A 25435-nucleotide genomic window follows, 5' to 3' on the forward strand; every position below is an offset into this window, starting at 1 on the left:
GCATGAGGAAGAAAGAATAAGCGGCAATGCGACCACAATCAGCGGTCCCTTCCGCCCGCCCCTTACTGCCCGCTCCCAAATCCGATCGGTCGATTGGCGCGCCGATGCTCATTGGCAAGCGACTCTTGAGCCGACCCGCGGTAGACGGCATTGAATTCGTACCGGTCGTCGTAGGCGGACCAAGGATGCAGGGATTGATAATGGGTTTCCCCTGGGGACATCGGCCGGCTGCTAATGCCGTCACCTGCGGCCGAAAACATCTCCACCGCGCACCCAATTTCCTCAAACTCCGCGCGGACCTCTTCCCCGCGATGGACGCCCCAGAATTGAATCATCCAGTTGCCGCCCATGTCAGCCGTGACAGAGGCACTGTCGATTCGATCTCCATCGGAGCCGTAAAGTGTTGCGATGATCCTGGCCCCCGGACGCGCGGTACCCGAAAAAATCGGGTCTGTGGCCAGATCGGGCACCACTTGGCTGAGCAATCGATTGGTGAACACCGACGATTCACTTTCGTACCGTCGGGCAACATCAAACGGGTTGCTGAAGTTGTTGAAACCGTCAAACGTAAAGTACGTCAGCGACGTCGGCGTTGGATCGTTGAAGCCGCCGGTGTCGCCCGGTGCGTTGGGGTTGTGACTGCCCGGATCGCTGCCAGAGTCCGACCAATCGGTCACACGACGAATCGTTTGGTTGGATTGATTCAACACGGGACGGCCCGCCGCATCGACGGGCATGCCCGCCGCCATCGCCTGATTGACCAAGTCCACGTTGGCTTGACCGGGTATCGGTTTGACGCGCACCACCAGTTGCACCAAGATCTGCTCGCCCGGCGCCAGACGCCCGCTGCTGCCGTCAAACATGTTTTGTGACGGGGCGTCAGCGTATCCGGGCTGCAGGTTCGGATCGACCGTTGCGGAACTTGCAATGATGGTGGGCTCGGTGACCACGGAGTCAAAGTTGTCTCCAAATTGGGATTGGACATCGTCGAGCAGTTCGATGTTTTGCAAATAAACCGTGCCGGTGTTTTCGACCATGATTTGGATCGTCACCAGCGATGACATCCCAACCCGTTGCACGTGCGTGACGCGTTTGGCGACGCCGATTTCCACGAATTCCAACGACACCGGATCGTCGGGGTCATTGTCATCGTCGCTATGGTCATCGGGGTTGGCCGGATTACCATCGACGTTGGTCGGATCGGTGGGGTCGTCCGATCGGTCCCAGACCATTTGACCCGTCGCCGGATCCTTCGCCGCGACGAGGGCTTGGGTTTCGAAATCGCCATTGGCGTCATCGCGGACCGAATCGAGCCTGCGACCAGGACCATCGGGATCGACTTCGATCGTGAGCCGGATCACCAGGAACTGGCCGGAATCCAATCGCCCCGATTCAGCGGCGTCGATCAGCGACGTCCCGGTTCCCTGCCCGGAGTATTCGGCATTCAATTTCGGAACGTCGCTGGCATCACCGTCTACCACGGACGGTGCCGAGACGATTCCGACAAAGGCGCCGCCCAGATGGTCTCGCAGGTCCTCCACCAACACCAGCTCCTCGAGGGGAGTCGAGCCGTTGTTGTCGATGCGGATTTGATAGGTCACGTCGTAGTTGCCCGACACCCCGCTAGCCGACGGGATGGGCGATCCGATGATCTGCTTGGTCAGGCTAAGCATTGGAATCCGGTGGATGTTCGGATCGTCGGGCTCATTGTCGGCAATCGGATCCAGTTCAACATTCGTCGGACGATCCGGGTCATCACTCAAGTCGACGGCGGTTAACCCAGAAACCTCGCCGACACCGCTCGCCTGGGCTTGAGCGATCATGGAGCCATTGTCGACCGAGATGCCTGGTGCGTCTGGATCGACTTCCACCGTGAATCGAATCGTCACGGATTCGCCTTGCAGCATGCGATTGAAGACGCCGGCAGAGTTGTCGACGATCGAGGGATTGATCGAGGTCCCGTCGTAGGCGGTGTTTAACGTCAGGGGGCGGTCTGCTGTCGTGTGGATCACCGCCGGCGGGACTACCACGTCGATGAATCCGTTCCCGAACAGGGTCGAGAAATCTTCGTCGATCGCGATCCGTGTCAATGGATCATTGCCGGTGCTGGTGATCGTCAACTCGTAGGTGATGTCAACATTGCCGGTGGCTCCCGACGCGGCCGGCGTGGTTGCGACGGTTGCTTGGGTGAGCTCCACCAACGGATGGGTGATCGTGGATGTATCGCGGGCGTCTGCCACGTAATCGTCTTGCCCGGTGTGGCCGCCATCGCCGTCGCGTTCGCTGTTGTCTCCGCTGAAAACACTGTCCGGCAACGACGTCCAATGGACGACCGCATCATTCTGGACCGTGTTGGTGATCGCGGCCAGATTGTCGGTGACGCGGACGTCGTACCGGATCGTGGCGGTTTGTCCGACAGGAAGCGAGTCCAGTCGTAACGCCACTGACCCCGAATCGGAGCCGTCAAATTCCACGCCCGCTCCCGTGACCGTCACCCCCAGCAACTCCATTCCGGCGGGAAGTGTGTCCAAAAAGCTGAGGTCGTGAGCGGTCGCATTGCTGCCAGCGTTGTGGCTGATCGTCGTCGTGTAGCGGATCACTTGATTCAGGGAAGGCGTGTGATCGCTGACGGTGACGGCAAGAGCGAGCTGAGGTTCGTGGACGGTGACAGAACCGGCTGACACCGGCGGGGTGGTTTTCAGCGTCCCACGGTGGTTGTAGGTCAGCGTCGCCGATTCGTCCAAGATCGTTGCGCCCGAGACGGGGTGGGATGCGTTGGACGGAACATTGGAAACGCGCGCCGTGTAGGTCAGCACGATCGATTCGGTGACGCCGTTGTCGGTGTCGAAATTGGTGACGTCGCCCAAGTCGAACGTCAACGTTTGGGCGCCGGTTCGGCCGTCACCGGAGATCGCTGGCGAAAACGTCGCGGTGGTCCAGGTGAGGCCGGCGGAGTGGATGACCGAATCGAGCGAAACAAACTCTAGTCCCAAATCCATTGTGTCCGAGATCACGAGTGCCTTGGCGTCACCCTCGGGCAGCGTGACTACCAACTGATACGTCACCGATTCTCCGATCACGGCATCATTGAATCCATTGTCGAGACCATTGATGCTGGTGCCGAGCGGTGACTTGGAAAAGCCAATCGGATTCACGCTGAAAGTGGTCCCATCGGTCGCCGCGTAGTTGTTCAAGGGGGCCGATCCACTGGTCGGAAAACCGTCCACGCCGGTCCGCTCCGTGGGGGCGTCTCCGTTCAAACTGGACCAGGCGATGGCCGCGTTGCTGGAATGAAGGTCACCCGGCATGACATCGGCACCGATCGTGCCGATGACCGCGATGGTCAACGATTCCGTCAACGCGATATCGATCGTTTGCCCGGCTTCGAGTTGCAATCGGTTTCCGGCCAGCAGTTCAAATGCGGCAGTCAAATCGCCCAGGACACTGTGCGTGACAGTGTACGACGTGATGTCCATGTCCGTCGGCAGCGATGCGGAGTAGGTCGTGTCGAAGGCGTCGGCCTGGCTGTCCGGTGTGTGGCGGATCGTCGAAGTGTAGGTGACCGCATCCAAGGCATCGCCGGTCGATGTGCTGACCGACTGAATGACTTGCAAGCTCGGCTCGATGACCGTCACGTCCGTGGCACTGCTAACGGCCGTCGCATCCGAGACGCCACCACGAATCCAAACAAACTGCACGTCATTGCTGAGGGTCTCGGACTGTTGATTGACCGACGCATTGACGACTCGGGCCGTGTAGACAATTTCCAACGACTCGATCTTGGAATTGTCAGCGTCGCGATTGATGATTTGTCCAAAATCGAATGTCAGTTCCTGTCCGACGACAGAGGGATGGTGCGCTGCGAGCGGGCCGATCGGAACACCATCGCTGGTGATGATGTTGGTCGCGGCACCGCCGCTGGTTACCGCGAGACTGTCGACGGAGACGAATTCCAGCCCCGGATCCAACGTGTCGATGATTCGCGCGTCGTCGATCGTCGACTCCGGAATCTGAACGCGGATCCGGTATTGGACCAGTTCTCCGATGACGGCTTCCGTCGTCGAGTTCCCGGCGTCGGTGATACTGGTTCCCACCAGTTCCTTGGTCGTGACCGGGCGAATGATGCGCAGATCCTTCGCGCGGGTGGCGCGATAATCGTTGACGCCCCCATCCCCGGTGCGTTCGACTGCGGTCGCCCCGTCCATGCTGGTCCAGCGGGCGTCAGCATTGCCGGTCAAGGTTTGCGCGGGGGTGACCGATTGGCTGACGAAGCCGGTCACTCTTAGTGTCAACGTTTCGCCCTTGCGAAGATCAAATCCCTCCGCCGCGATGGTGGTGACCGAATTGGTGCTCGGCGACAGATGGAACAGCGAGGACAGATCGCCGGCGCTGGAATGAATCGCCGAAACCAGCGAGACGTGTTGCAGCTCGCTGGGCAAGACCTCCGAGAGGATGACGTCAAACGCATCGGTGTCACTGGAAGCGGAGTGGCGAACGACCAAATCCAGCGTCACGCGATCACCGGCGTCGACGTGGTTCGGCGAGGCCACATAGACCAATTCTAAATCAGGTTCGATCACGGTGACGTCGGCCACAGCGCTGGCGGTCGATCGGGCCACACCATTGAGGTCCCATGTCACCCTGGCGGCATTGGAGAGCACTGTGCCGTCGTGGTCGCCTTGGTTTCCGGCGGTGTTGTCGGTGCGTACGGTGTAACGGATCGTGATCGTTTCTGGTGCCGCATCGTTGGGAGCGTTGATCAAATTTCCAAAATCGAATCGAACCTGTTGTCCACTGATCTGCGGCGTGACCGGACCGGAAGCATCTGACACGATTGCGTCATCGACGGTCACGGCATCCAGACTTTCAAACACCAACCCGGGTTCCAGCGTGTCGATCACGACCGCGCGGTGCATGGTGGTTTCGGGAATGGTCACCACCAACTCATAAGTTGCACGCTCGCCGATCACGGTTTCCGCCAGCCCGTTGTTGGCGTCGACGATACTGGTCGAGACGAGCGATTTGGTGACGGTCGGTGAGAACACGGTCAGCAGCGCCGATGCGTTGTCGAAATGGTGATTCACGCCGCCGGCGCCGGTTCGTTCGCCCGTTCCGCTGCCCGAGCCACCGGGCACATGGCTGCCGGTCGGGTTTCCGACGGTCCCCGATGCCGGCAAGCTGGTGTAGGTCAGATGCGCGGGTGTGATGAGAGCTTCACCCGGTTGTACGGACGGTTCGAGCGTTGCGTCGAAGGTCACTGTCACGCGACCGCCGCTGGGGATCTGGGCCAACGCGATGTTGACCTGATTGCCGGTCGAGTGGTCGGTGATGGTTCCGAATCCACCGCTGTTTTGGACTCGGATCGTGCCGGTGTGCAGGGTGTATTGGTCGGGCAACAGGCTGGTCAGTCGAGCTTCAAAGGCGTCCGAGGTGCTAACATTGTTGTCGTTGCTGAAATTGATGGTGAATGTCACCCTGTCTCCGGCGTCCGCGTTGGGTTGAGAAACACGGATCGCCAAGTCGTCGATCGTCGGTTCGACGACGCGCGTATTGGCTTGATTGCTGGTTCGCAGAGTTTGCCGCCCGGGCTGATCCGTTGGGTTGATAGAAAGTTGAAAATCATTGCGCAGCAGCGTGTTCTTTTGTGCCGAGGCGTGATTGAGCACCAGAGCATTGAACTCGATCACGATGAATTCGGCGTTCGCATCGTTGTCTCGATTGACGATGGTGCCGAGCTTGAACTGGGGATCGGTGCCGTTGTTGTAGGAATCGATGTCAGTGTTCAGACTACTTGTTGAACCGACATTGACATCCGGAAGTGCGAATGTCGGTGAGATGACGGTGCCGCCGAAAGAGTTTGCGGCGCCGCCGAGGCCGACCGGCAGCCTGGCCGATCCGTTTGCCGAGGAAATGCCGGCGTCGGAAAGGAAGGCCAACGTGGCCGTGCCATCATCGAGGTACCGCATTCCGCTCCGCAGACGATCGCGGATCACCAGATCCGGTAATGTGCCTTCGGGGATTTCGACAACCAGCTGATAGCGTATGACTTCGCCGATTGCGACACGCTCGCTGCCGCTGGTAAACCGGGTGTGCGCCTCGCTGGTTGCCAGGATCGAAAGGTAGGTCGCGACGTTTTGGACCGTGATTGTTGCATCGTCGGCGAGCGACCCCGCCGGCAGGCTGTCCGCGTGATTCGCTCCACCGTCGATCGCACCGTAGGCGATGATCTCGGCAGAGGTTTGGTAAGTCTGGTTGATCTCCACGTCCTCACTGAGCTGAAGATCGTAGGTGATGATGATCACGTTGGATCCGCTGCTGCCCCCGTCGGCTTGTTTTTGGATCGCCCCCTCCGCGGCCGATGGGTCCGTGATCTCGATGCCGGTGGTAAACAGATCGCCGGTGAAGTGCAGCGCCGTGCCATCACCACGATGGACTTGCAAATTCAGCCCCGACGCGGCGATTGCGAATTGGGGCAGCAAAGCGTCGACAATGGTCAAGTTGAAGCCGTCGGCGCCGCCCGAGTTTTCGATCGCAATCGCGACTTTCACGCGATCCCCCGCATCGACGTCGCGAAGATTGGCATCGATCGGATGGACGGCCAGATCAGCACCGGTGATCCGACCGGTAAAAGGGATTGCCGTGTCGCCGGGCGACGCGAACGCCGTCGGGGCCGGGGTGGCAGTGAATCTGGGGCTGGTGCCATCGGTCGACACCATCCCCTTGCTGATCGTTAATTCGGGCGCCGCGGCGAGGTTTTGGGTGATCGTGTTCGACGAGCGGACTTCCGTCGTAGTCAATTGATACGTTGCGATCGCCTGGTTGGTCAGTAACAACCCGTCGTCAAACCGCATGTCCTGCGCGGTGACGGTGAACAGGATTTCGATGGTTTCCGCGTCACTATTGATGACATCAAAATTTCCAAAGTTGAAATGGACGCTGTTGGAGTCACCATCGACCGCCAGCGTCGGAGGGTCGGTGCTCGCTGCGACCTGGTTCAACGTGTGAGACGGACCGTAGCTGAACATGCCCGCAGGCGGCGGTGTGGCGGAAGGGCCACCGCCTGCGAACGCGGTGACTTCGGTGGCCTTGTAGATGGGCAGCGGCAGGAAATCGGTCAGGATCAAATTTTCGAAGTCGGCGGTAGGCATCGAAAACGCGAGTCGGTACGTGATCGATTGCCCGGCCATGATCGGGTCGTTTCGCTTGTCCGTGTCTCCATCGATGGCGTAGACGGATTTGCTGATCGTCGGGCCGACGATCGCGACGCTGGTCCCGCTGGAATCGGATTCGAACTGTGTGTCGTTGACTCCGTCGCGCACGCGACCGGTCACCGTGACCGAACTGGCCAACGGATCACCGGCATCGACCGATCGGTCCCCCGACAGGAAGTACGTCGTGAAGTCTTCTTCAATGACGGTCCGGAAACGGATTTCCACCGTCGTGCCGCCGTCTGAAACCGCATCGTCAAAGAGGTCGCCCGTCAGGATGCCATCGCTGATCACCGACGCGAGGTCGAAGCGAACTTCGGTCGCTCCGGTTCCGGAGGTGTGCTTGGTGACGGAGTGTTGTGTTGGAGAGAACGTCCCACTGGTAACGAGGCCTTGCTCGCGTATCACAAAGTGCGGCTGGAAGGAATCGTCCCACAATTGACCGTCGCTCAAAGTGTCTTGAACGACTAGGTCGGCGAACTCGAAATAGTCCGAGACTTGAAAGTGCATGACGTATTCCAGCGTGTCGCCGGGAGTCGCACCGCGTGCTCCGGTGTCGTGGACGATGGAGACGGACTGTTGAATCGACAACGATTGTTGCGAAATGGCGGTATCGGTGGAATTGTCGTTGTCGGTCATCGGAGCTGATTGATAGACCCCGGTGACCACCGCATCATTCACGGCGATCGTGTCGTCGCCGCTTGCAGCATCAAGGACCGGATTGCCGTCGGCATCGGTGCGGTCGATCCAGGCGTGATAGCTGATCACCGCGTCGAGCCCGCCGGATCCGGTCAGGTTGCCCAGATCGACTGTGAGCCGGTTTCCGGGCGGGTTTTGCGGGGATCCAGCGATGGGCTCCGTCGTCGAATAACCGCCCGCCGTGATGACCTGAAGCGATCCGGGGACATAGACGTACGAGTGAGGCAGTATGTCTTCCACCAGAACCTGTTCGACCGTTTCGCCCTCGGCCAGTTTTAACGTCAACGTGTAGGTGATGGGGAAGTTTGGGCCCGTGCTCCGCTCCGCCTCGGCGGCGTCGCTGGTTTTCACCAAATGCAACACCGTCGGCGTGACAGACCCTGTCACCGCCGTGCCCAGAATCGGTGGATCGGTCATTCGGTTGTCGAGCGGATCGTTGCCCAGTGCAAAGAAACCGACCGCAGACAGATCCAGCGGCGTGCCGACGGACGCTCCGTCTGCCTTACTAAGCGTTGCGGTCAAAAGAACGGTGGCATCGGGCTGTTCGGGGACAAAGCTTCCAAACGGCAATTGATACACCAGCAAGGTGTCGCCGGCAGTGCCGGATACCGTTTGTCCCGTCACCGGATGCAGGATGGGATTGCCGCTATCGTCGATAAGATCTCCATTGACATCGAATCTGCCTGCCACGGTCGGGGTCAGTGTCCCGCCGAAGATCGTGGCGTGGTTGATGCGAATTCCTTGCGGTACGTGCAGATCAAAGTAGGGCGCGAATCCGGCGTCCGAGGGTGTCGTGGACGTGTTGTCGAAGCTGACGGCGAATTGAAACCCTTCGTTGAGAAACGCTTCTGATGGCAGTTGAAGGGAGACGTTTGGTGTCGGAGCCGTCGCCGGGGCCAGTTTGCCAAGCCATTGTGTTTGCGTCGTGTCACCCCAGAGTGACTTTGTGTCGAGCTGTCCCCGATGGATCTCTCGTTCCCCGTCGCCGCCGTCATCGCGAGTTCCGGGGGTGTCATCGGAGTTGGCTTGCTGGGCGCGGGCGTTGGCATTCGAAATCGTCTGGATTTCCGGCGCTCGTTCGTCTGGGCGATCTGGATTGGCGATCCCGGTGTCGTCCGGTGTCGCATCGAGTGCGACGAAATCTGCGACGTCGGCATCGAATAGCAGGCGTTCTTCAAGCTGTTCGGACAGACGCCGTCGAAGCGGCTTTTGGGAGAGATTCATGGGCGTCATCGTTCAACGGCTCCGTGCAGCCGACGAACGTTGGGGAGGCGCCGGCTGCCGAGTGGTTCGGGGGGAGATCGACATTCACGGTGGGCGTTTGTGTGAGACATGCGCGGTCACCGGATACCGATTTCTGTTGATAACGGCTGGGGGCAAACCCTCAGTGGAGTGAAACCTGCGGGTTTGCCCTCGCGATTAGCCAAGGACTGACAATCAGGGGATCCGTGACGTCTGTAGCGATCGGGTGACGTCAGGGCGTTGCCTCGAAAGATTTACTTCTTGACAGACGAGCCGCTACCGTTAAGCTTAAGGAATTAAGCGTAAGGCACTAGTCTTCCGTCTCAGCATATTTTTCGCGTAGTGGACGAGGCGACGAGTCCTTTGCCAATATGCCGACTGCAGAGGACTCGTCGCCTCGTCCACTACCCGAGAACCAAGCAGTGGACTCGTCGCCTCGTCCACTACCCGAAACGCAAGGTGACAAGGAGCCTAGGAGAACCGGATGTCTGAGCAACTGCCTACCGATCGTGAACTGCAAATCCTCGGCGTCCTCTGGGCGCGCGGTGAGTGCACCGTGCGCGAGGTGTACGAGGAATTGCGTGGGCAGGGCGAAGCGTTGGCTCAAAACACCGTGCAAGCCTTCCTGCGGTTGATGACCGAAAAAAAGCTGGTCACCTATCGGCAACAGGGGCGGGCATTCGTTTACCAAGCGGCTGTCGCTGAGAAACGCACCCGCGGTCGATTGGTATCGTCGCTGGTGCAACGCGCGTTTGACGGAGCGGTCGACGCGCTGGTGCAGAGCGCTTTCGACGCCAAGCCGCCCAGTGAAGCAGAGTTGCAACGACTTGAGGAATTGTTGAAGCAACATCGAGCCGGCAAAAAGAAATCCCGCTGACGATCGTAGCGAGAGTTGGTTTCACGACACGTCCACATCCATCGAGATTGATTATGTCTGACTTCTCTTTTGAATGGCTCGATTCCGTTTGGATCAGTTCGGCGGTCGTGTTGTTTTTCTGCTGGCTAGGCAGTTTGGCACAGCGCAGCCCGCAGCGACGCCAGCGGTGGTGCGAGGGAGGGATCGCGTTGTCGCTGTTGGCGGTGGGCTTGGTTTTTGTTCCGATTCCACGTCCTGTCGTTTTTGAAACAACAAGGCAACTGCAAACGATCCGGTCGTCGACGATCATCGAAGCATCGCCAACCCTAGTGACAGCACAGAGTCAGGTCGATCCGCCGGCGATCGACGACTCGGTTGCAGCCGTATCCGCCGCGCCCCGTTCTGTGCGGCCGGTGTCAAGCATGCGTTCGTCGATTCGATGGCGAGGGTTGTTGACAGACGCTTATCTGGCCGGCGCCGGACTCTGTGTGCTTTTCTTATTGATCGGGCGATTGCGGCTGCATTGGATCGAATCGGCGGCGCGGCCGGAGTGTTCCAGCGAGGTCGCCCCGCGTGTTCGTCTGCTGGTCAGTCCACGAGCGAGTCGACCGTTCTGCTGTGGAATCGTTCGGCCACGGATCGTTTTGCCGCCGCTGGTCGCCGACAGTGAGCACCGCCGGCATGTTCTTCGGCATGAGGCGATCCATCTTCAACGAGGCGATGCCTTTACGCGCGCCATGATGAACTTCGCGATTCCGGTGTTGTATATCAATCCGTTTTATTGGTTGCTGAGACGATCGGCGATCATGGCTTCGGAACACGTGGCCGATGCGATGGCGTCAAAGTCGACATCGGTCGATGCCTATTCCACCGGAATGATTGATTTGGCGCGATCGCTCCATGCCACTCCTTCGGTCTTGTCGGTTGTGGGCGCATGGACCAGCCAAACCTCGCTCACAAAACGGCTTCACTGGTTGTTGCAACACCGCCGTCAATCGCGTCGGTGCACTGCGCGATGGTCTTGCATGAGCGGCTGTCTGGCGGCCGGATTGTTAGGCGTGGTGACGTTTCTATTTGGCTGCGCGCCGGAGGCGGCGCGAACGGGTGAAGTTGAGCGCGTCGGTGATTCGATCGCCGGCAGCATCTGGTCGATGACACCCGATTTGCCTGGCAGTGCCGGTCGGATCAGCGATTGCGACGTGAAAGTGGTTCGCGGACAGGTGATGGACGACGGGATGCCGGTCGGGGACGCCGAGGTCTGGGCGGTCGGTTACGGACGGATCGGCGGACGCGAAAAAGTCGTGACGGATCAGGACGGGCGTTTTCAACTCACGCTGCCGATCGATCCGCGAATGGCAATCCGTTCGTGGAACCTTTCCGTGTTCAAAGGCGATCGATTTGGGCGATCGGGAAAGGTGTCCCAAGACGGCGACGTCACCATCAGCCTGCAATCGGGGCATGCGGCGGAATTCGAGGTTCGGGATCGATCATCCGGTGATTTGATTTCCGGTGCGCGCCTGTTCTTGACGGATGGTCGTATCGTCGATGCGGCGGACGGTCGTTGCCGGATCGGCGGCCTGCCAAAAGGGCTCACTCGTCTGGTCGTGGTTGCACCGGGATTTGCCCGTCGAGCGATCGAGGTTGATCTCTACTCCGGAGACCAAGAGCGTCTGGTGGTCAAGCTGGACACGGGCGGTCGAATTCATGGGCGGATCCTTGATCGAGCCGGCCAACCCGTTGCGGGCAACCCCGTCGGTTTACTGATCGGCCACCAAAGCCTGCAGCCGGCCATGCAGCAACTCACCGACAACGATGGGGACTACTCCATCGACGGCATGCCGATCGATCGCCCCGTGCGCATCAGTACCTATTCCCACAAGACCGCGGGTGGGGCTTCGTGGGAGACCCACACGGTGTCGATCGGTACGGCGAAAATCGCGGAAGTCGACTTTTCCGTCGATGGTGATCACGCGGCACCGCCCGAAACGGACTCGCCCGGAATTCGCGCGCTCTCGTCCGACGACCCGGATCCCGGCCGAGGGGCGATACGTGGCCGCGTGTTGCTGCCCGACGGAGAACCGGCGACGGAATTTGAACTGTCGTTCCAGTGGCCGCGTGATTGGCAGCCGGGTGAAGAGATTATCAGCGGTGGTCCGGTTGGAAACGCGTGCTTGTTCACTCCCGCCGATGGCCGTTTTGAGTTCACGGGGCTGAAAAAAGGCGGGACGTACCGACTCGTCGCCGCCGCGCCGGGATACCAAGACGCCGTTATGTCCCGAGCAGATGCGGTGGCGCTCGCGGAGCTGGAATCAGCCGCCTTGATCAATTTGCAACTGAAGCCGGCGAGCGATGCAGTCATCACGGTAATCGATCAGGCGGCGCAACCCATTGCAGGAGCGGATGTCTGGTTGGTGCCCGAAGACCCAAATCGTCCGCTCGATGCGCACCCGCTTGTCCGTCGGCGTCTGCATGGCAAATCGGATGCGGACGGGAACGTTCAATTCTCGGCGATCCCATTTGCCGACGGAGTCTTGATTGTTGAAAAGGATGGCAAGGGGACCGAGCAACTCGCATGGAACGGAACGAACACGTCCGTCACCCTGTCGAGTCCGGCCGACCTGAAGGTCCAGCTCTCACGCCCAGGCAGTAGTGCCGAACCTGTGTATGTCTTTCTGCAACGCGTCGGAAGCAACTGTCTGAGCGCCCAGACGGCGAAATCCGGTGAGACGGAGGTGGTGTTTGAAAACATCACCTCGGCCGAGTACATGGTTTCCATCGAGTCGAACGATTACCTGCTGAGCGACGGTACCTGGGAACAGGAGATCGGTAAGGTGGAACCCGGCAGCATGAAAGTGGTCAAATTGAAGTTGAAACCGCGTGGAAAATAGGTCTTGGCCGGAGGAACTGTGATGCGGGGAGGTGGCAAAACGATGGTGGCAGGAGGGTGGGAGGAGAGATGGCAGAATGATACGGGGCAGAATGATGAAGAGCAGGATACGTGGCGTATCCTGCTCAGGCTTGATCGCTGAGCATCATTCTGCCAACCATCATTCTGCCAACCATCGTCTTGTCAGCGGGCGACGTGGAGATAGCGACCGCCAGGGCTATTGGGCTTGGCGGTTGATCGGTTCGTCGACGACGATGGATTTCGGGAAATCCGCCGCCTCATGGCCTCCACGATCATCCCAGCGTTTGTTTTGGCTGTTGCCTTTGGGCTGGTTCATCGGGATGTCCATTCCGCCGGCGTCTCCGAGCATCGCGTACAATTTGTTTTCCATCTCTTTGGCCACCGACTTGTAGTCTGGGTCATTGATCAGGTTTTTGGTTTCACCCGGGTCGGTCGTCAGGTCATACAGTTCGTCGACGTCCCAAAGGCCGTAATAGGTGATGTACTTGAAGCGATCGCCCCGCAGTGCGAATTGCGTCGGTGACTGCGGAAAGTTTTTCTCCCAGTAATAGACGTACAAGAAGTAGTCGCGCCACGGGGAATCGGGTTTGTTGGGAATGTCCAGGAAACTTTCGCCATCCATGTACGAGGGCGTCTGCAGGCCGGCGGCGTGAAGGATGGTGGGTCCGACATCGATGTTCCCGATCACGTTTTCGATGACTTTGGCGCCTTCAAACAGATTCGGGCATTGCATCATCATTGGGACGCGGATCGACGCTTCGTAGGAAACGCGTTTGTCGATCAAGCCGTGTTCGCCCCACATGAACCCGTTGTCGCCCATGTAGATGACCAGGGTGTCGTCGTGCACGCCCATGTCTTTGAGTTGTTGCATCACGCGGCCGACACTGTCGTCAACGGCCAAGATCGATTCGCAATAACGGCGATACAGGTAATCCAAGCCTTTATCGCTGTGGTAAGAGAAATCGATTCCGTGCCAGCTGTTGCGTTGGTCGCGGACCCAGCGCGGGGCATCGTTTTCTGCCTTGATGTTCTCACCGCGGGGCAGGAAGCTGAGGTCGGCGTCGGCGTAGCGCCCTTGGTGTCGCTCGGCGGGCGTGAAGTTGGCGTGGACGGCCTTGTGCGACAGATACAAAAAGAACGGTTCGTCACCATCGCGTTGCTTCAACCAGTCGACGGCATAGTCGGTCAATTCGTCGGTGATGTAGCCTTCTTGTTTGACGCGTTTGCCATTCACGTTGAGCGTGTACTTCGGGCCGGGCGGAAGATAATTGCCTTGGCCGCGAAAGCTGATCCAATGGTTGAAGCCGGGCCGCGGATCATCATGGTCGCCGCCCATGTGCCATTTTCCGATGAACGCCGTTTCATAGCCCGCACGCTGCAGATACTGTGGAAAGAACAGCGTCCCGTCCGGGACCAGGCGATTGTTGTCGATCACACGGTGCTTGTGGGTGTACAGTCCCGTCAAGATGGAGGCTCGACTCGGCGAACACAAGCTGGTCGTGACGAAGGCGTTCTTCAGGTGCGCACCGTTGGCGGCCATCGCGTCCAGGTGCGGGGTTTCCAGAAACGGATGCCCGGCAAATCCCATCGCGTCGAAGCGATGATCGTCGGTCAAAATAAAGACGACGTTGCGCGGTTTGACACCTTCGCGCTGGGGCGTCGCGGGAAGTTCCGCTGACCGTGCTTCAGGGTGCAACAAAAACAGAAACGCCAGCGCGGTGGAAAACGCCGGCGTGAGAAGACGCGTCTGGATGAACATCTTGGGGGTGGGCTCCGAATTCGGCGGGATTAGACAATCGAGAGCCCCGTAGTCTAAACCGAAAGTGGCGTCAGCTTCTAGCTTGCGTTTCGGAGATTCTGGCCGCTGGCTGCTAAAGCAGCCTGGAACGCAAGCTGGAAGCTTACGCCACTGCCAGTTGTGGCTAGCGGGTTGGTCGGGTGGCGATGCGTTGGCCTTTGGGACGCAGCACGTAGACCTTCGGATCGTCGACCACAAACGTCGTGCTCCAACGCTGTCCGTCATCGGCGCTGCAAACGTTGTAGAAAAACGTTCGGAAGCGTTCGGCGCGATAACCGTATGGGAACTGGCTGGTGATGTAGTCGTCTTCGGTCAAGTCATCGACTCCGGGCGAAGCGTAATAGTGCACCATTCCGTCGGGGGTGACACTCATGCCCAGAGTCCACCAGCCGGTCGTCGTGATTTGGGGGCCGCGGAAATCACCGCCGCGTTGGTTGCCGCGGACACGCAGGTACGCGTAATCGTGGTCCTTGCGGGTGGTGGACTTGCTTTCGAATTCCACGAACATCCCGGGCCAGTAGACTTCGTTGCCCATTTCCTGGGTGGTGCGTTTGAAGATCCCGACGCCGACTTCTTTGTCGACCATCGCGGTGGTTTCCAACGCCAGTCGGAATCCGAAATGCGGTCCGCTGCGGTTTTCCCAGCTCTCCACCGGCGGAAGATAGACTCGCGTCGTCACGCTGGGGACTTCGGCGATGTCGATCCGTCGTTTCAGGCGGTATTGGACGTTTGCGACGAAGTCGTCTTGGTGCATGGTGCCGCTGGGCCGGCCGGGAATGCCGGTGAACTTGCTTCGCATCAACAACGCTCCGGTGCTGCCGGGGATTCCGCCCGGTGGAGTCGCTACCCGTTTGACTTCGTCGGGATGCCCGCGTTTGATGCCTTCGTACCAGCGACCGTTGGTGCTACGCCCCATCGGGCCGCGTTGATTTTCGTCGATGTCCTCGGTGCTCTTGGGGTTCCGCGGCACATAACCCCAATTGGGGTCTTCGAAGTCGTCCGAGACGCCAACGATTTCACTGCCGGTGCCGGGGACGACAGGCCGCTGGGCGTTGACGTCGGTTCCTGAATTCGCCAGGCCTGCGAACAAGGTGACAGCGAGGCCTCGGCCGCACCATTTCGAAACGGCGGCGAAGGTTTCCTTGAGCGAGTTTGTCATCGCTTTTTCCGTTGGTTTGGATCAAATCATCAGCATGAAACAACGGAGATCGGCTATCGCTGGGCGGGATGCAATGAAACGCACCCGCGCATGCGGTTGGACGATGGCCTTCCCCCTTGTCAAGATTGATCGGCAACCAATTGGAAGATCTGTAACGGTTTTCCCGATTTCACCGGTGACGCGGGGCGATCCGCGCAAAGCTTGCTCGGCGTTCTGTGGTGGGCTAGGCTGGCGGAATTCAATTCAAAACCTGGATCGAGACCTCGATGCGTTTGACATTCATGCTCCTTTTGGCCTGCGGTTTCAGTTCCCTCGCAAAGGCCAAAACGATCTCGGAGGCGGAGCTGGAGTTCTTTGAGGCGAAGATTCGGCCGGTGTTGGTCGAGCATTGTTATCCGTGCCACAACTCCGTCGACTCGTCCGAGGGGGGATTGGTAATGGATCACCGTGACGCGGTGCTGCGTGGCGGTGACGAAGGTGCGGTCGTCGTCGCAGGCGATCCGGGCGCAAGTCGTCTGATCAAGATCCTGCGTCACGAAATCGAGGGCCTGGAGATGCCCGAAGGTGGGCCCAAGCTGGACGAATCCATCGTTCGTGATTTTGAAAAATGGATTCGCATCGGGTTGCCCGATCCCCGCGACAAACCGCCGACCGACGAGGAGCTTCAAGCGTCCCGGTCGTGGGCCGAAAAGTTGGAGCGGCGAAAGCAGTGGTGGAGCTTCCGACCCATCGTTTCCAATGATCCGCCCGCCGACCGAAACGATTCGCCCCATCCGATCGACCGCTTTATCAACCGTGAACTGGAAAGTAGCGGGTTGCAGGCGTCTCCTGCCGCCGATGGTGCGACCCTGGTTCGCCGCTTGTATGTGACGTTGACTGGCCTGCCGCCGTCAGCCGATCAGGCAACGAGCTGGACACGGCGGATCGACGATGCGCCGGATCGTCAGGCGGCCGTCGAAGAACTGATCGACCAGCTGTTGGAGAGTGATCAATTTGGTCCGCGGTGGGCGCGACATTGGATGGATTGGATTCGTTACGCCGAGTCCCACGGCAGCGAAGGCGATCCGCGGATTCAAAACGCCTGGCACTATCGCGACTATCTGATTCGCGCGCTCAACGCAGATGTTCCCTATGACCAACTGCTGCGGGAACACGTCGCCGGCGACCTGTTGCCTGAACCGAGAATCAATCCGCAGCTAGGGATCAACGAGTCGATCGTCGGGACGGCACATTGGCGGATGGTGTTTCATGGATTCGCGCCCACCGACGCTTTGGATGAAAAGGTTCGATTCATCGACGATCAAATCAATGTCTTTAGCAAAGCATTTTTGGGGCTGACGGTTTCTTGCGCCCGTTGTCACGATCACAAGTTTGATGCGATCAGCCAGGCCGATTACTACGCGTTGTTCGGTGTCTTGGCTTCGTGCAGACCAGGACGGCAGGTGATCGACCTACCGTCCAAACAAGAACTTCACCGCGAGACGCTGGCGGAACTGAAAACGCAGATCCGCGAATCGGTCGCGTCACAGTGGCTGGTCGAATCCAACGTCGCCACGGAGCGATTGTTGAATTCAGATTCGAAACCCGGCAAGTCGGTCGGCTTGGTCAACGTCTTGCAGGGGCTGCGTCAAAAGGTCTCCGATGGAACACCCTTTCAGGCGGCCTGGACCGAGACGGTGGAGTCTCAATTGAATCATCATAAGATGTATGACGAGTTCTTTACAAACTCGGCAAGCGCGCACTGGGGTCTGGGAGACGATGGTGCACGGTCCCGTTGGTATTCGTCTGGCTTGGGACTGGAGGGAGATACAGCCGCGGGGCAGTTTTCGATGGACGTAAATGGCGAGGCGGTTTTGTCTGGCATCTACCCGGCAGGCGTCTACACGCACGGGCTTTCGTCGAAGCATCCCGGGCGGCTGACGTCACCCGATTTTTATTTGAAAGACGGCCAGGCGATCTGTGCCGAGGTGATCGGCGCAGGCGACGCCAGCATTCGTTACGTGGTACAGGACTATCCGCGCAGCGGGACCGTCTACCCGGTCACTCGACTCAACGGCGACTGGAAACTGGAGCGGTTCGATCTGTCGTACTGGAGTGGCGACGCGGTTCATTTGGAGTTGGCGACCGCGATGGACGCGCCCTTGTTGACGTCCGACAAGCCGCGGTCGTGGTTCGGCGTGCGGCGAGTCGTCGTGACGGACAACGATCGCGAAGTTCCCAAGCCGGCATCGGAAGCGTTCTTGGCGTTGATCGAGTCTGATCAGGCCGCGGGTGCCGCCGATGCAACCGAGGTCGTTGTGCCAGCCGATTGGTCGGAACTGGAGTCGTTGTTGCTTGCGTCGATTCGACGTGCCGTGGTGGATTGGAAATCGGGCTCGATGACAGACGCACAAGCGATCCTGCTGGACGATTGCATGCGGACCGGTACATTGCCCAATGCGTTGGGTCGGCTTCCCGAGTTGAAAGCGCTGGTGGACCGATACCGAAAACTTGAAAATGAGATCCCCGTTCCGACACGTGTTCCCGGTTTAGAGGAATCTGAGGGAGTCGACCAGCCGCTGATGGTCCGCGGGAATCACAAGCAACTGGCGGAGCCGGTGCCGAGACGATTTCTCGAAGTGATCGATGACCGCGCGTATCAATCGCCGATCAGCGGACGTGCGGAGTTGGCCGAGGATTTGTTGCGGGACGACAATCCGCTGACTCGGCGTGTGATCGTCAATCGCATTTGGCACCATCTGTTCGGCAAAGGGATTGTCTCCACGCCGGACAATTTTGGACGTCTAGGAAATCCGCCCTCGCATCCCGAGTTGCTCGATTGGCTGGCGATTCGGTTCGCCAAGGACGGATGGTCGATCAAGAAATTGATTCGGCTCGTCGTGACTTCGGAAACCTGGCAACGCTCATCGTTGCCGCTGCCGGGCGTCGAGAAAGCGGACCCGGAGAATGTGCTGCTGGCTCGAGCGAACGTACGGCGGTTGGAGGCCGAAGCGATTCGGGACGCATTGTTGAGTGTCTCGGGGCGATTGGACGACCGACAGTTTGGCCCGCCCGTCGGGGCCGCTGCGCCGCGCCGGAGCATTTATGTTCGGGTGATCCGCAATGATTTGGACCCCTTCCTACGCGCCTTTGATTTTCCCGAACCGTTCAGCAGCGTCGGCCGGCGGGACGTGACCAATGTTCCCGCTCAGTCGCTGGCGATGATGAATGATTCCCAGATCGCCGGCGTCGCCAATGATTGGGCAAGTCGAGCCCTGGCGGAGGCAGCGTCCGATGGCGACCGCAACGGTATCGTTCGCATGTTCCTTGAAGCGTTCGGTCGGCAACCGTCGGATCAGGAAATCGCCCAATCGGAAACGTTCTTGGACGAGATGCGTTTGGTCGTTGCCGAGCGGACACGACAGCGAGCCGAGTTGCAACTGCAGATCAACCAAGTCGAATCGGCGATCGGCGCCCGGTGGCAGATGGCCCGCGAGCGTCTTGACGACCAAGCCGAATCCGGCGGCCAGCAGTCAACGGTCGAAGTGCCTTCGCCGATCGGCCGTTGGGACTTCACGACGGGGCTGAACGATCAAGTCGGTAGTGCGAACGTGACGCTGAAGAATGGTGCGCGGCAAACCGAACAGGGGTTGATCGTGACCGGTGGCGGCTATGCCTTGACCGATCCGATCGACGTCCCGCTGTCACAGAAGACGTTGGAGGTTTGGGTGAAGCTGAATGATCTGAACCAGCGCGGCGGCGGTGCGATGACACTGCAATCGAAAAATGGCGTGTTGTTTGACGCGATCGTGTTCGCCGAGCGAGATCGCCGGCAGTGGCTCGCCGGCAGCAACAGCTTCCAGCGCACCGAACCGTTTGGCGGCCCCGAGGAGTCGTCGGCCGATCGCCAACCGGTGCAGATTGCGATCAGCTATGATGCGGACGGCCAGATCGTCGGTTATCGCAACGGTCAGCCTTATGGGAAGTCGTATCGCAGTCGTGGGCCACTGGCGTTTGACCCGGGCGAGTCCATCGTCGGGTTCGGGATCCGGCATCTGCCCGCGGGCGGAAATCGCTTGCTATCCGGCACGATCCTGCAGGCGAGGCTTTATGACCGTGCGTTGACGGCGGAACAGATCGCGGCATCGGCGTCGAATTCGGCATCCTTCGTTTCCGAAGAAGTCCTGCTGAAACAACTGACCGAAGCCGAACGAAATGCGATGCAACGGGATCGCGCATCGCTGGAAGAATTGAACCGTCAATGGAAGTCGATTCCCGAATCCAAGCTCAGCGAGACGGGGCAGGCCTGGTCCGAGTTGGCTCGCGCGTTACTGTCGTTCCAGGAGTTTCTTTATGTTCGCTGATCATCGACCACACCCGCCGCTGCCAATGCGTCGCTCACGCAGACTGTTTCTGGAACGCTGTTCGACCGGATTCGGTGCCGCGGCGCTGACGGCGATGATGCAGTGCAACGGATGGGGAAACTCGGGCGGGGCGGCGCCGGAAGCGGTCTTGCCCGATGACGCGGCGCTGCGAACGTTTCATCACCCGCCCAAAGTCAAGCATGTGATTTTTTGTTACATGTCCGGCGGCGTTTCGCACGTCGATTCGTTTGATCCAAAACCTAAACTGGAAGCGTTGCACGGACAGCCGATGCCGGTTCAGGTGGAACGGACTCAGTTCAATCGTAACGGCAACGTGATGGCCAGCCCGTTCACGTTCAAACCGTCCGGCGAGTCGGGGTTGCCGATCAGCGACATGTTTCCCGAAATTGCGTCGGTGGCGGATGAGTTGGCTGTGGTTCGTTCGATGACGACACCGGTCAACGAGCACGCGCAGGGTAACTTTGTGATGCATTCGGGGTTTCCCTTCATGGGGCATCCCAGCGCGGGGGCGTGGTGCTCGTACGGACTGGGCAGCGAGAACGAGAACCTGCCCGGTTTTGTCGTCTTGCAGAGCGGCAACGCGGTCGTGCCGCACGGCGGATTGAGTCTGTTCAGCAGCGGGTTTCTACCGGCACAACATCAGGGATCGGTCTTGAAAGCGGACCAGGCCGAAGCGATCCGCAATGTGCGTGCGCGAGGCTTGCGTGATGATCAACGGCGGCGCATGGAATTTGCGAAATCGTTCGACCAACAGTTTTTGAATCAAGCCGGGGGCGACCCACAAGTTGAAGCGGCGATTGAGAACTATGAAACGGCGTTTCGGATGCAGACGTCCGTGCCGGAGCTGTGTGACATCTCTGACGAAAGCGAGTCGACGCGACGCCAATACGGGTTGGATTCCAGCGATCAAGAGAAAGCGGCGTATGCGCGTCAGTGTTTGCTGGCTCGACGGTTGGTCGAGCGCGGTGTCCGGTTCATCGAACTGAGTTGTTTGACGAAAGGGATCGGTGCCGGTGGAGCGGCCAACCCATGGGATCAACACGGTGATCTGGAGAAAGGACACCGGGCGATGGGATTTCAAGTCGACCAGCCGATCGCTGCGTTGATCAAAGATCTGCGGGCCCGAGGGTTGCTCGATGAGACGTTGATCGTGTGGGCGGGGGAATTCGGCCGGACGCCGTTTTCGCAAGGCAGCAACGGGCGGGACCACAATCCGCAAGGGTTCAGCGTTTGGCTGGCCGGCGGCGGGATCAAGGGCGGCACGTGGTACGGTGCAACCGATGAATTGGGCTACCACGCGATCGAGAACAAGTGCACGGTCTATGACCTCTGGGCGACGGTGCTGCACCTGCTAGGCGTCGATCATGAGAAACTGACCTTCCGTTACAGCGGACGCGACATGCGGCTAACCGATGTCCATGGCAACGTCTTGACGGGCATCCTCAGCTAAGTAGTGGAAGCACTAATTGCCGAACGTGCTTTGGATCAGCACCAGCATCTCGCCTTGGTTGTCGGTCGGGTCGACGTCGAACATCCGTAGGAACAAACGTCCGGAAGCATCGGCGACAAAGTCGCCACCGTGTTTGACCACAAACGGCTTGGCGGTTTCCAGTTCGCTGGGCGATGATGCGATCACGCCGATCAGCGTCCCCAGTTTGATTCGCGAGTCGCGTGGTCTCATCTTTTCAGGGATCTCAATTCCCTCCGGTCCGGTTTCCAACACCACTCTCCACGTGCCTTTGACTTCGACGTGAACCGGCATGCCCTTGATCAGCTGCGCCCCAGAATCTTGCCAGCCTCCGGTTGCCTCGACTTTGATCACCTTGCGATCCTTCATCGATTGCATCTGCAGCATCCGCTTCACGCCCGCGTCGGCTTCGGGGTATTTGGGGACCAGACGCGCCATCGCCTCGAAGACTTCGCGAGCCTTGTCGTATTGTTTTTTACGTTCGTATTCCCCGGCCAGTTTTTCCGCTTTGACGATGAACTCTTTGTGCAGCGAAAGCAATTCAGGGTCGCTGGGGAGATCCGGCTGATTCTTCGCGGCATCCTTCACCGCCTGGTCCATCCGCCGCTGCATCTGCTGTTGCTGCTGCTGGAATCGTTTCAGATTCGCATTTTGGGCGAGAGCGGTCTGCCGGCAGTCATTGGCCAGGCAAACGGCGAGGACGACGAGGAGCAACGGGAGTCGATTCATGGTGTGAATGAGATTGTGTGACGGCGTCTTGCTGGGTCGGTACACGTTGATTCTAGAACGGGCAAAAAGGGGATTTGTCATTCGAAAACGGGGGAACTCCGCAAAAATCGTGACGGAGGTGCCCAGCATTCTTGGCAGGAAGAGTTGGTCAAAAAATGGGTTGGTCAAAAAATGTCGGGGGTGGCGGGAAGGCCTGCAGGGTGACAGCATTTTTTGACCAACAAATTTTTTGACCTTCTCTCTTTTCCCCGGCGACACGGTGCAGGTGACGGCTGATGGAATGGTCGGACGCAGGCAGACGGTGAGTGGAAAGTACAGTATCGTCGAGAAACGGCGAAACCTCGCGGAAAAATGCGACCTTTGAGCGGTGCTAGACGCTTTCAGGACGGGCGGTGCGGGGTGTTGCAGAGCCGGTGGTGCGCTTATAACGTTCGCGTTTCTGGTCTCCCTTCACCGTCTCTCCAGCGAAAAACCCCTCCGATGCCACGCGTTCAACCGTTTCGTGCCGTTCGCCCCACCGCGGAAAAAGCCGCCCAGGTCGCCAGCGTTCCTTACGATGTCGTCAATCGTGACGAAGCGGCAGCGTTGGCCGATGGAAACCCGGACTCGTTCTTGCATGTGGTTCGCCCGGATATTGATCTGCCGCCGGAAACCGATCCCTACGCGGATGAAATTTACGCCAAGGCCGCCGAGAACCTGCAGCGTTTGATCCGCGACGGGGTCCTCAAACAAGACGCCGAGCCGAGCGTTTTTCTGTATCGCCAGATCATGAACGGCAAGAGCCAAGTCGGTGTCGTGTGCTGCTGTCACGTGGAGGATTACGAGAACAACTTGATCCTGAAGCACGAATTCACGCGACCGGCCAAAGAAGACGACCGGACCCGTCACGTGATGACGCTCAACGCCCACGCCGGCCCGGTCTTTCTGACCTATCGGGATGATCCCGACTTGAACGGGTTGGTCGATGCCGCGATCCGAGAAACCCCACTGTACGACTTTATGGCCGACGATGGCGTCCAACACACCGTTTGGCGTGTCGCAAAAAGTGCCGCCTACGTCGCGTCCCTGACCGCGGTGCCGGAATTCTATGTCGCCGACGGGCACCACCGGGCGGCCAGTGCCTGGCGCGCCGGGAAAGCTCGACGTGAAGCCAATCCCGATCATAACGGAACCGAAGAGTACAACTGGTTTTTGACGGTGTTGTTCCCGGCGTCTCAATTGAACATTCTGGCGTACAACCGAATCATCAAAGATCTCAATGGCCAAACACCCGATCAGATTCGCGAGCGATTGAGCGGCGTCGGCAAGCTGGAAGAAACCAGCGATCCGGTTCCAGACCGCGCGGGAACGTTTTGCATTTACCTGGATGGGAAATGGTGGCGGCTGCGGGTTCCGGCCGATTCGATTGATCATCACGATGCGATCAACAGCCTGGATGTCGCGATTTTGGAGCAGCGGGTGATTCGCCCGATCTTCGGAATCGAAGATGTTCGCACCGATCCGCGCATTGACTTTGTCGGCGGGATCCGCGGGACGAAGGAACTGGAGAAACGGGTCGACTCGGGCGAGTGGGCGATTGCCGTTTCGATGTTCCCGACATCGATCGAGCAATTGATGGCGGTTTCCGATGCCGGAGAAGTGATGCCGCCCAAGAGCACCTGGTTCGAGCCGAAGTTGCGAAGCGGATTGCTGACGCACCTGTTGGACTGAACCCGTTGATAGCGGCAGGGCGCGAGCCCTCCGGTCTTTCGTGCCGCCGAGCGGCGGCACCGGACGGCTCGCGCCGTTCCGCTAACACTCGCTTGTGGCACCTTACGGCTCGCGCCGTTCCGCTAATCGCGGGGACCGAACGGATCGCGGCGGTTCACCGAATGTTTTAGAGTCCGATCCGCGCCAGAAATTCGGACTCGGTCAGGATTTCTAATTCTGCTCGACCGGTCAGGTCATCGACTTGCTGTCGATCGACATCGGACGATCCGAGCACCACGCAATTGGTCGATGCGTCGATGTCGACTTGGTGAACGCCGCCGCTGCGACGGGCCAAGTCAATCGCTTGTTCATTGCTGATGACCTGAAGCCGGCCGACGAAGACGATCTGTTTGCCACGCAGCGGCTGAATGAATTCCGCCCGGATCGACAGCCGCTGCAAGTCGATGGCGGATTCGGTCGATGTCAGTGATCGTGTCGTCGCGTCCGCGTAGCCGGCTTGCGACTCACCAACGATGGCGGCTTCGTCGAACGGGTTCATCGGAAGCGGCAACAGTTGGCTGCCGCCACGCCGTAGCGTCCGCTTGGGAAGTCCCTTGTCGGTTTTTCGTTTGGACGCCGACTTGCGCGGGTTGCCCTTCTTTGACGCGTGGCTGACGCCCCAGGGGCCCGCTTTGCCACGCTCGATGCGGAGTTTCTGTTCCAGGTCTTCGATCGACTCGGCGGCTCGGGCGATTCCCGCCGCCAACAAGACTTTGGCGCACGCCCGCGAGTCTTCCAGTGCGTCGTGATGTTTGAATTCGACGCCCAGCCAATCCGAGAGCGGCTTGAGCCCGAAGCGTCGGCGGTCGGGCCAGGTTTGACGTGCGATCAGTCGCGTGCAGGAGAACCGCAGATCGGGGATGTCGCACTGGTGCCGCTGCAGGCACCCGATCAAGACGCCGATGTCAAACGGGGCATTGTGGGCAATCAGGCAGTCGTCGGCCAGGAACGCTGCAATCTCGCCCCACAACTCGCCGAAGGTCGGTTCGTGTTGGACGTCTGCCGGGGAGATGCCGTGGATGCGAATGTTGCCCGGTGAAAAAAAGAACGGGTCCGGGCGGATCATCCACATCTTTTCCCGAACCATCTGGCCGTCGCGCACGACGACCGCGGCGAGTTGACAGGCGCTGTCGCGACGTCGGTTCGCCGTTTCGAAATCGATCGCCGTAAAATTTGCCAGGAACGTCATGGCGAAAGTTTACGGGCCGACGCCACGATTCCCAAGTGGCGTAAGCTTCCAGCTTGCGATTCTCTT

At 59.3% G+C, this 25435-nt stretch carries 10 protein-coding genes; 5 read left to right on the forward strand and 5 right to left on the reverse strand.

The window, feature by feature from the left end; translation table 11 throughout:
- Positions 1-62: 62 nt before the first annotated feature.
- Entirely contained in the window at positions 63-9131 is a 9069-nt protein-coding gene (locus TBK1r_RS04400; RefSeq protein WP_419580957.1) for an isopeptide-forming domain-containing fimbrial protein, read from the reverse strand.
- Between the two features lie 502 nt (positions 9132-9633).
- On the opposite strand from TBK1r_RS04400, the gene TBK1r_RS04405 reads away from it, so the two are divergent.
- Both TBK1r_RS04405 and TBK1r_RS04410 read left to right on the forward strand, forming a co-directional pair.
- The gene (locus tag TBK1r_RS04405; protein ID WP_145207706.1) at positions 9634-10026 is read left to right on the forward strand and encodes a BlaI/MecI/CopY family transcriptional regulator; all 393 of its coding nucleotides are present in this window, start codon (positions 9634-9636) and stop codon (positions 10024-10026) included.
- Between the two features lie 53 nt (positions 10027-10079).
- Positions 10080-12893: a M56 family metallopeptidase gene (locus tag TBK1r_RS04410; protein ID WP_145207707.1), complete on the forward strand. Its 2814-nt coding sequence runs from the start codon at positions 10080-10082 to the stop codon at positions 12891-12893.
- A 216-nt stretch (positions 12894-13109) separates the two neighbouring features.
- Here TBK1r_RS04410 and TBK1r_RS04415 read toward each other — a convergent pair whose 3' ends face one another.
- Together TBK1r_RS04415 and TBK1r_RS04420 are read right to left on the reverse strand one after the other, a co-directional pair.
- Entirely contained in the window at positions 13110-14672 is a 1563-nt protein-coding gene (locus TBK1r_RS04415; RefSeq protein WP_145207708.1) for a sulfatase family protein, read from the reverse strand.
- A gap of 163 nt (positions 14673-14835) precedes the next feature.
- Positions 14836-15870 (reverse strand): hypothetical protein, encoded by a 1035-nt coding sequence (locus TBK1r_RS04420; protein ID WP_372895490.1) that lies wholly within the window; start codon positions 15868-15870, stop codon positions 14836-14838.
- 266 nt (positions 15871-16136) lie between these two features.
- Between TBK1r_RS04420 and TBK1r_RS04425 the strand changes: the two genes are divergently transcribed.
- Together TBK1r_RS04425 and TBK1r_RS04430 are read left to right on the forward strand one after the other, a co-directional pair.
- Positions 16137-20213, forward strand: coding sequence for a DUF1553 domain-containing protein (locus TBK1r_RS04425; protein ID WP_145207709.1), 4077 nt, complete (start codon positions 16137-16139; stop codon positions 20211-20213).
- Positions 20203-21684 (forward strand): DUF1501 domain-containing protein, encoded by a 1482-nt coding sequence (locus TBK1r_RS04430; RefSeq protein ID WP_419580958.1) that lies wholly within the window; start codon positions 20203-20205, stop codon positions 21682-21684. The genes TBK1r_RS04425 and TBK1r_RS04430 overlap by 11 nt, the downstream gene beginning before the upstream one ends.
- Positions 21685-21696: 12 nt before the next feature.
- On the opposite strand, the gene TBK1r_RS04435 is transcribed toward TBK1r_RS04430, so the two are convergent.
- A complete protein-coding gene (locus TBK1r_RS04435; protein WP_145207710.1) occupies positions 21697-22431 on the reverse strand; it encodes a hypothetical protein in 735 nt (244 codons plus the stop codon).
- Between the two features lie 480 nt (positions 22432-22911).
- Between TBK1r_RS04435 and TBK1r_RS04440 the strand changes: the two genes are divergently transcribed.
- Complete coding sequence (locus TBK1r_RS04440; RefSeq protein ID WP_145207711.1) at positions 22912-24141, forward strand: DUF1015 domain-containing protein; 1230 nt, start codon at positions 22912-22914, stop codon at positions 24139-24141.
- Positions 24142-24307: 166 nt separating this feature from the next.
- Here the strand turns inward: TBK1r_RS04440 and TBK1r_RS04445 are convergent, their stop codons facing one another.
- Positions 24308-25369 carry an exonuclease domain-containing protein gene (locus TBK1r_RS04445; protein ID WP_145207712.1) on the reverse strand — a complete coding sequence of 354 codons (1062 nt, stop codon included), beginning with the start codon at positions 25367-25369 and terminating at the stop codon, positions 24308-24310.
- Positions 25370-25435 lie beyond the last annotated feature (66 nt).

This window comes from Stieleria magnilauensis (assembly GCA_007753675.1).
GTDB lineage: Bacteria > Planctomycetota > Planctomycetia > Pirellulales > Pirellulaceae > Stieleria > Stieleria magnilauensis.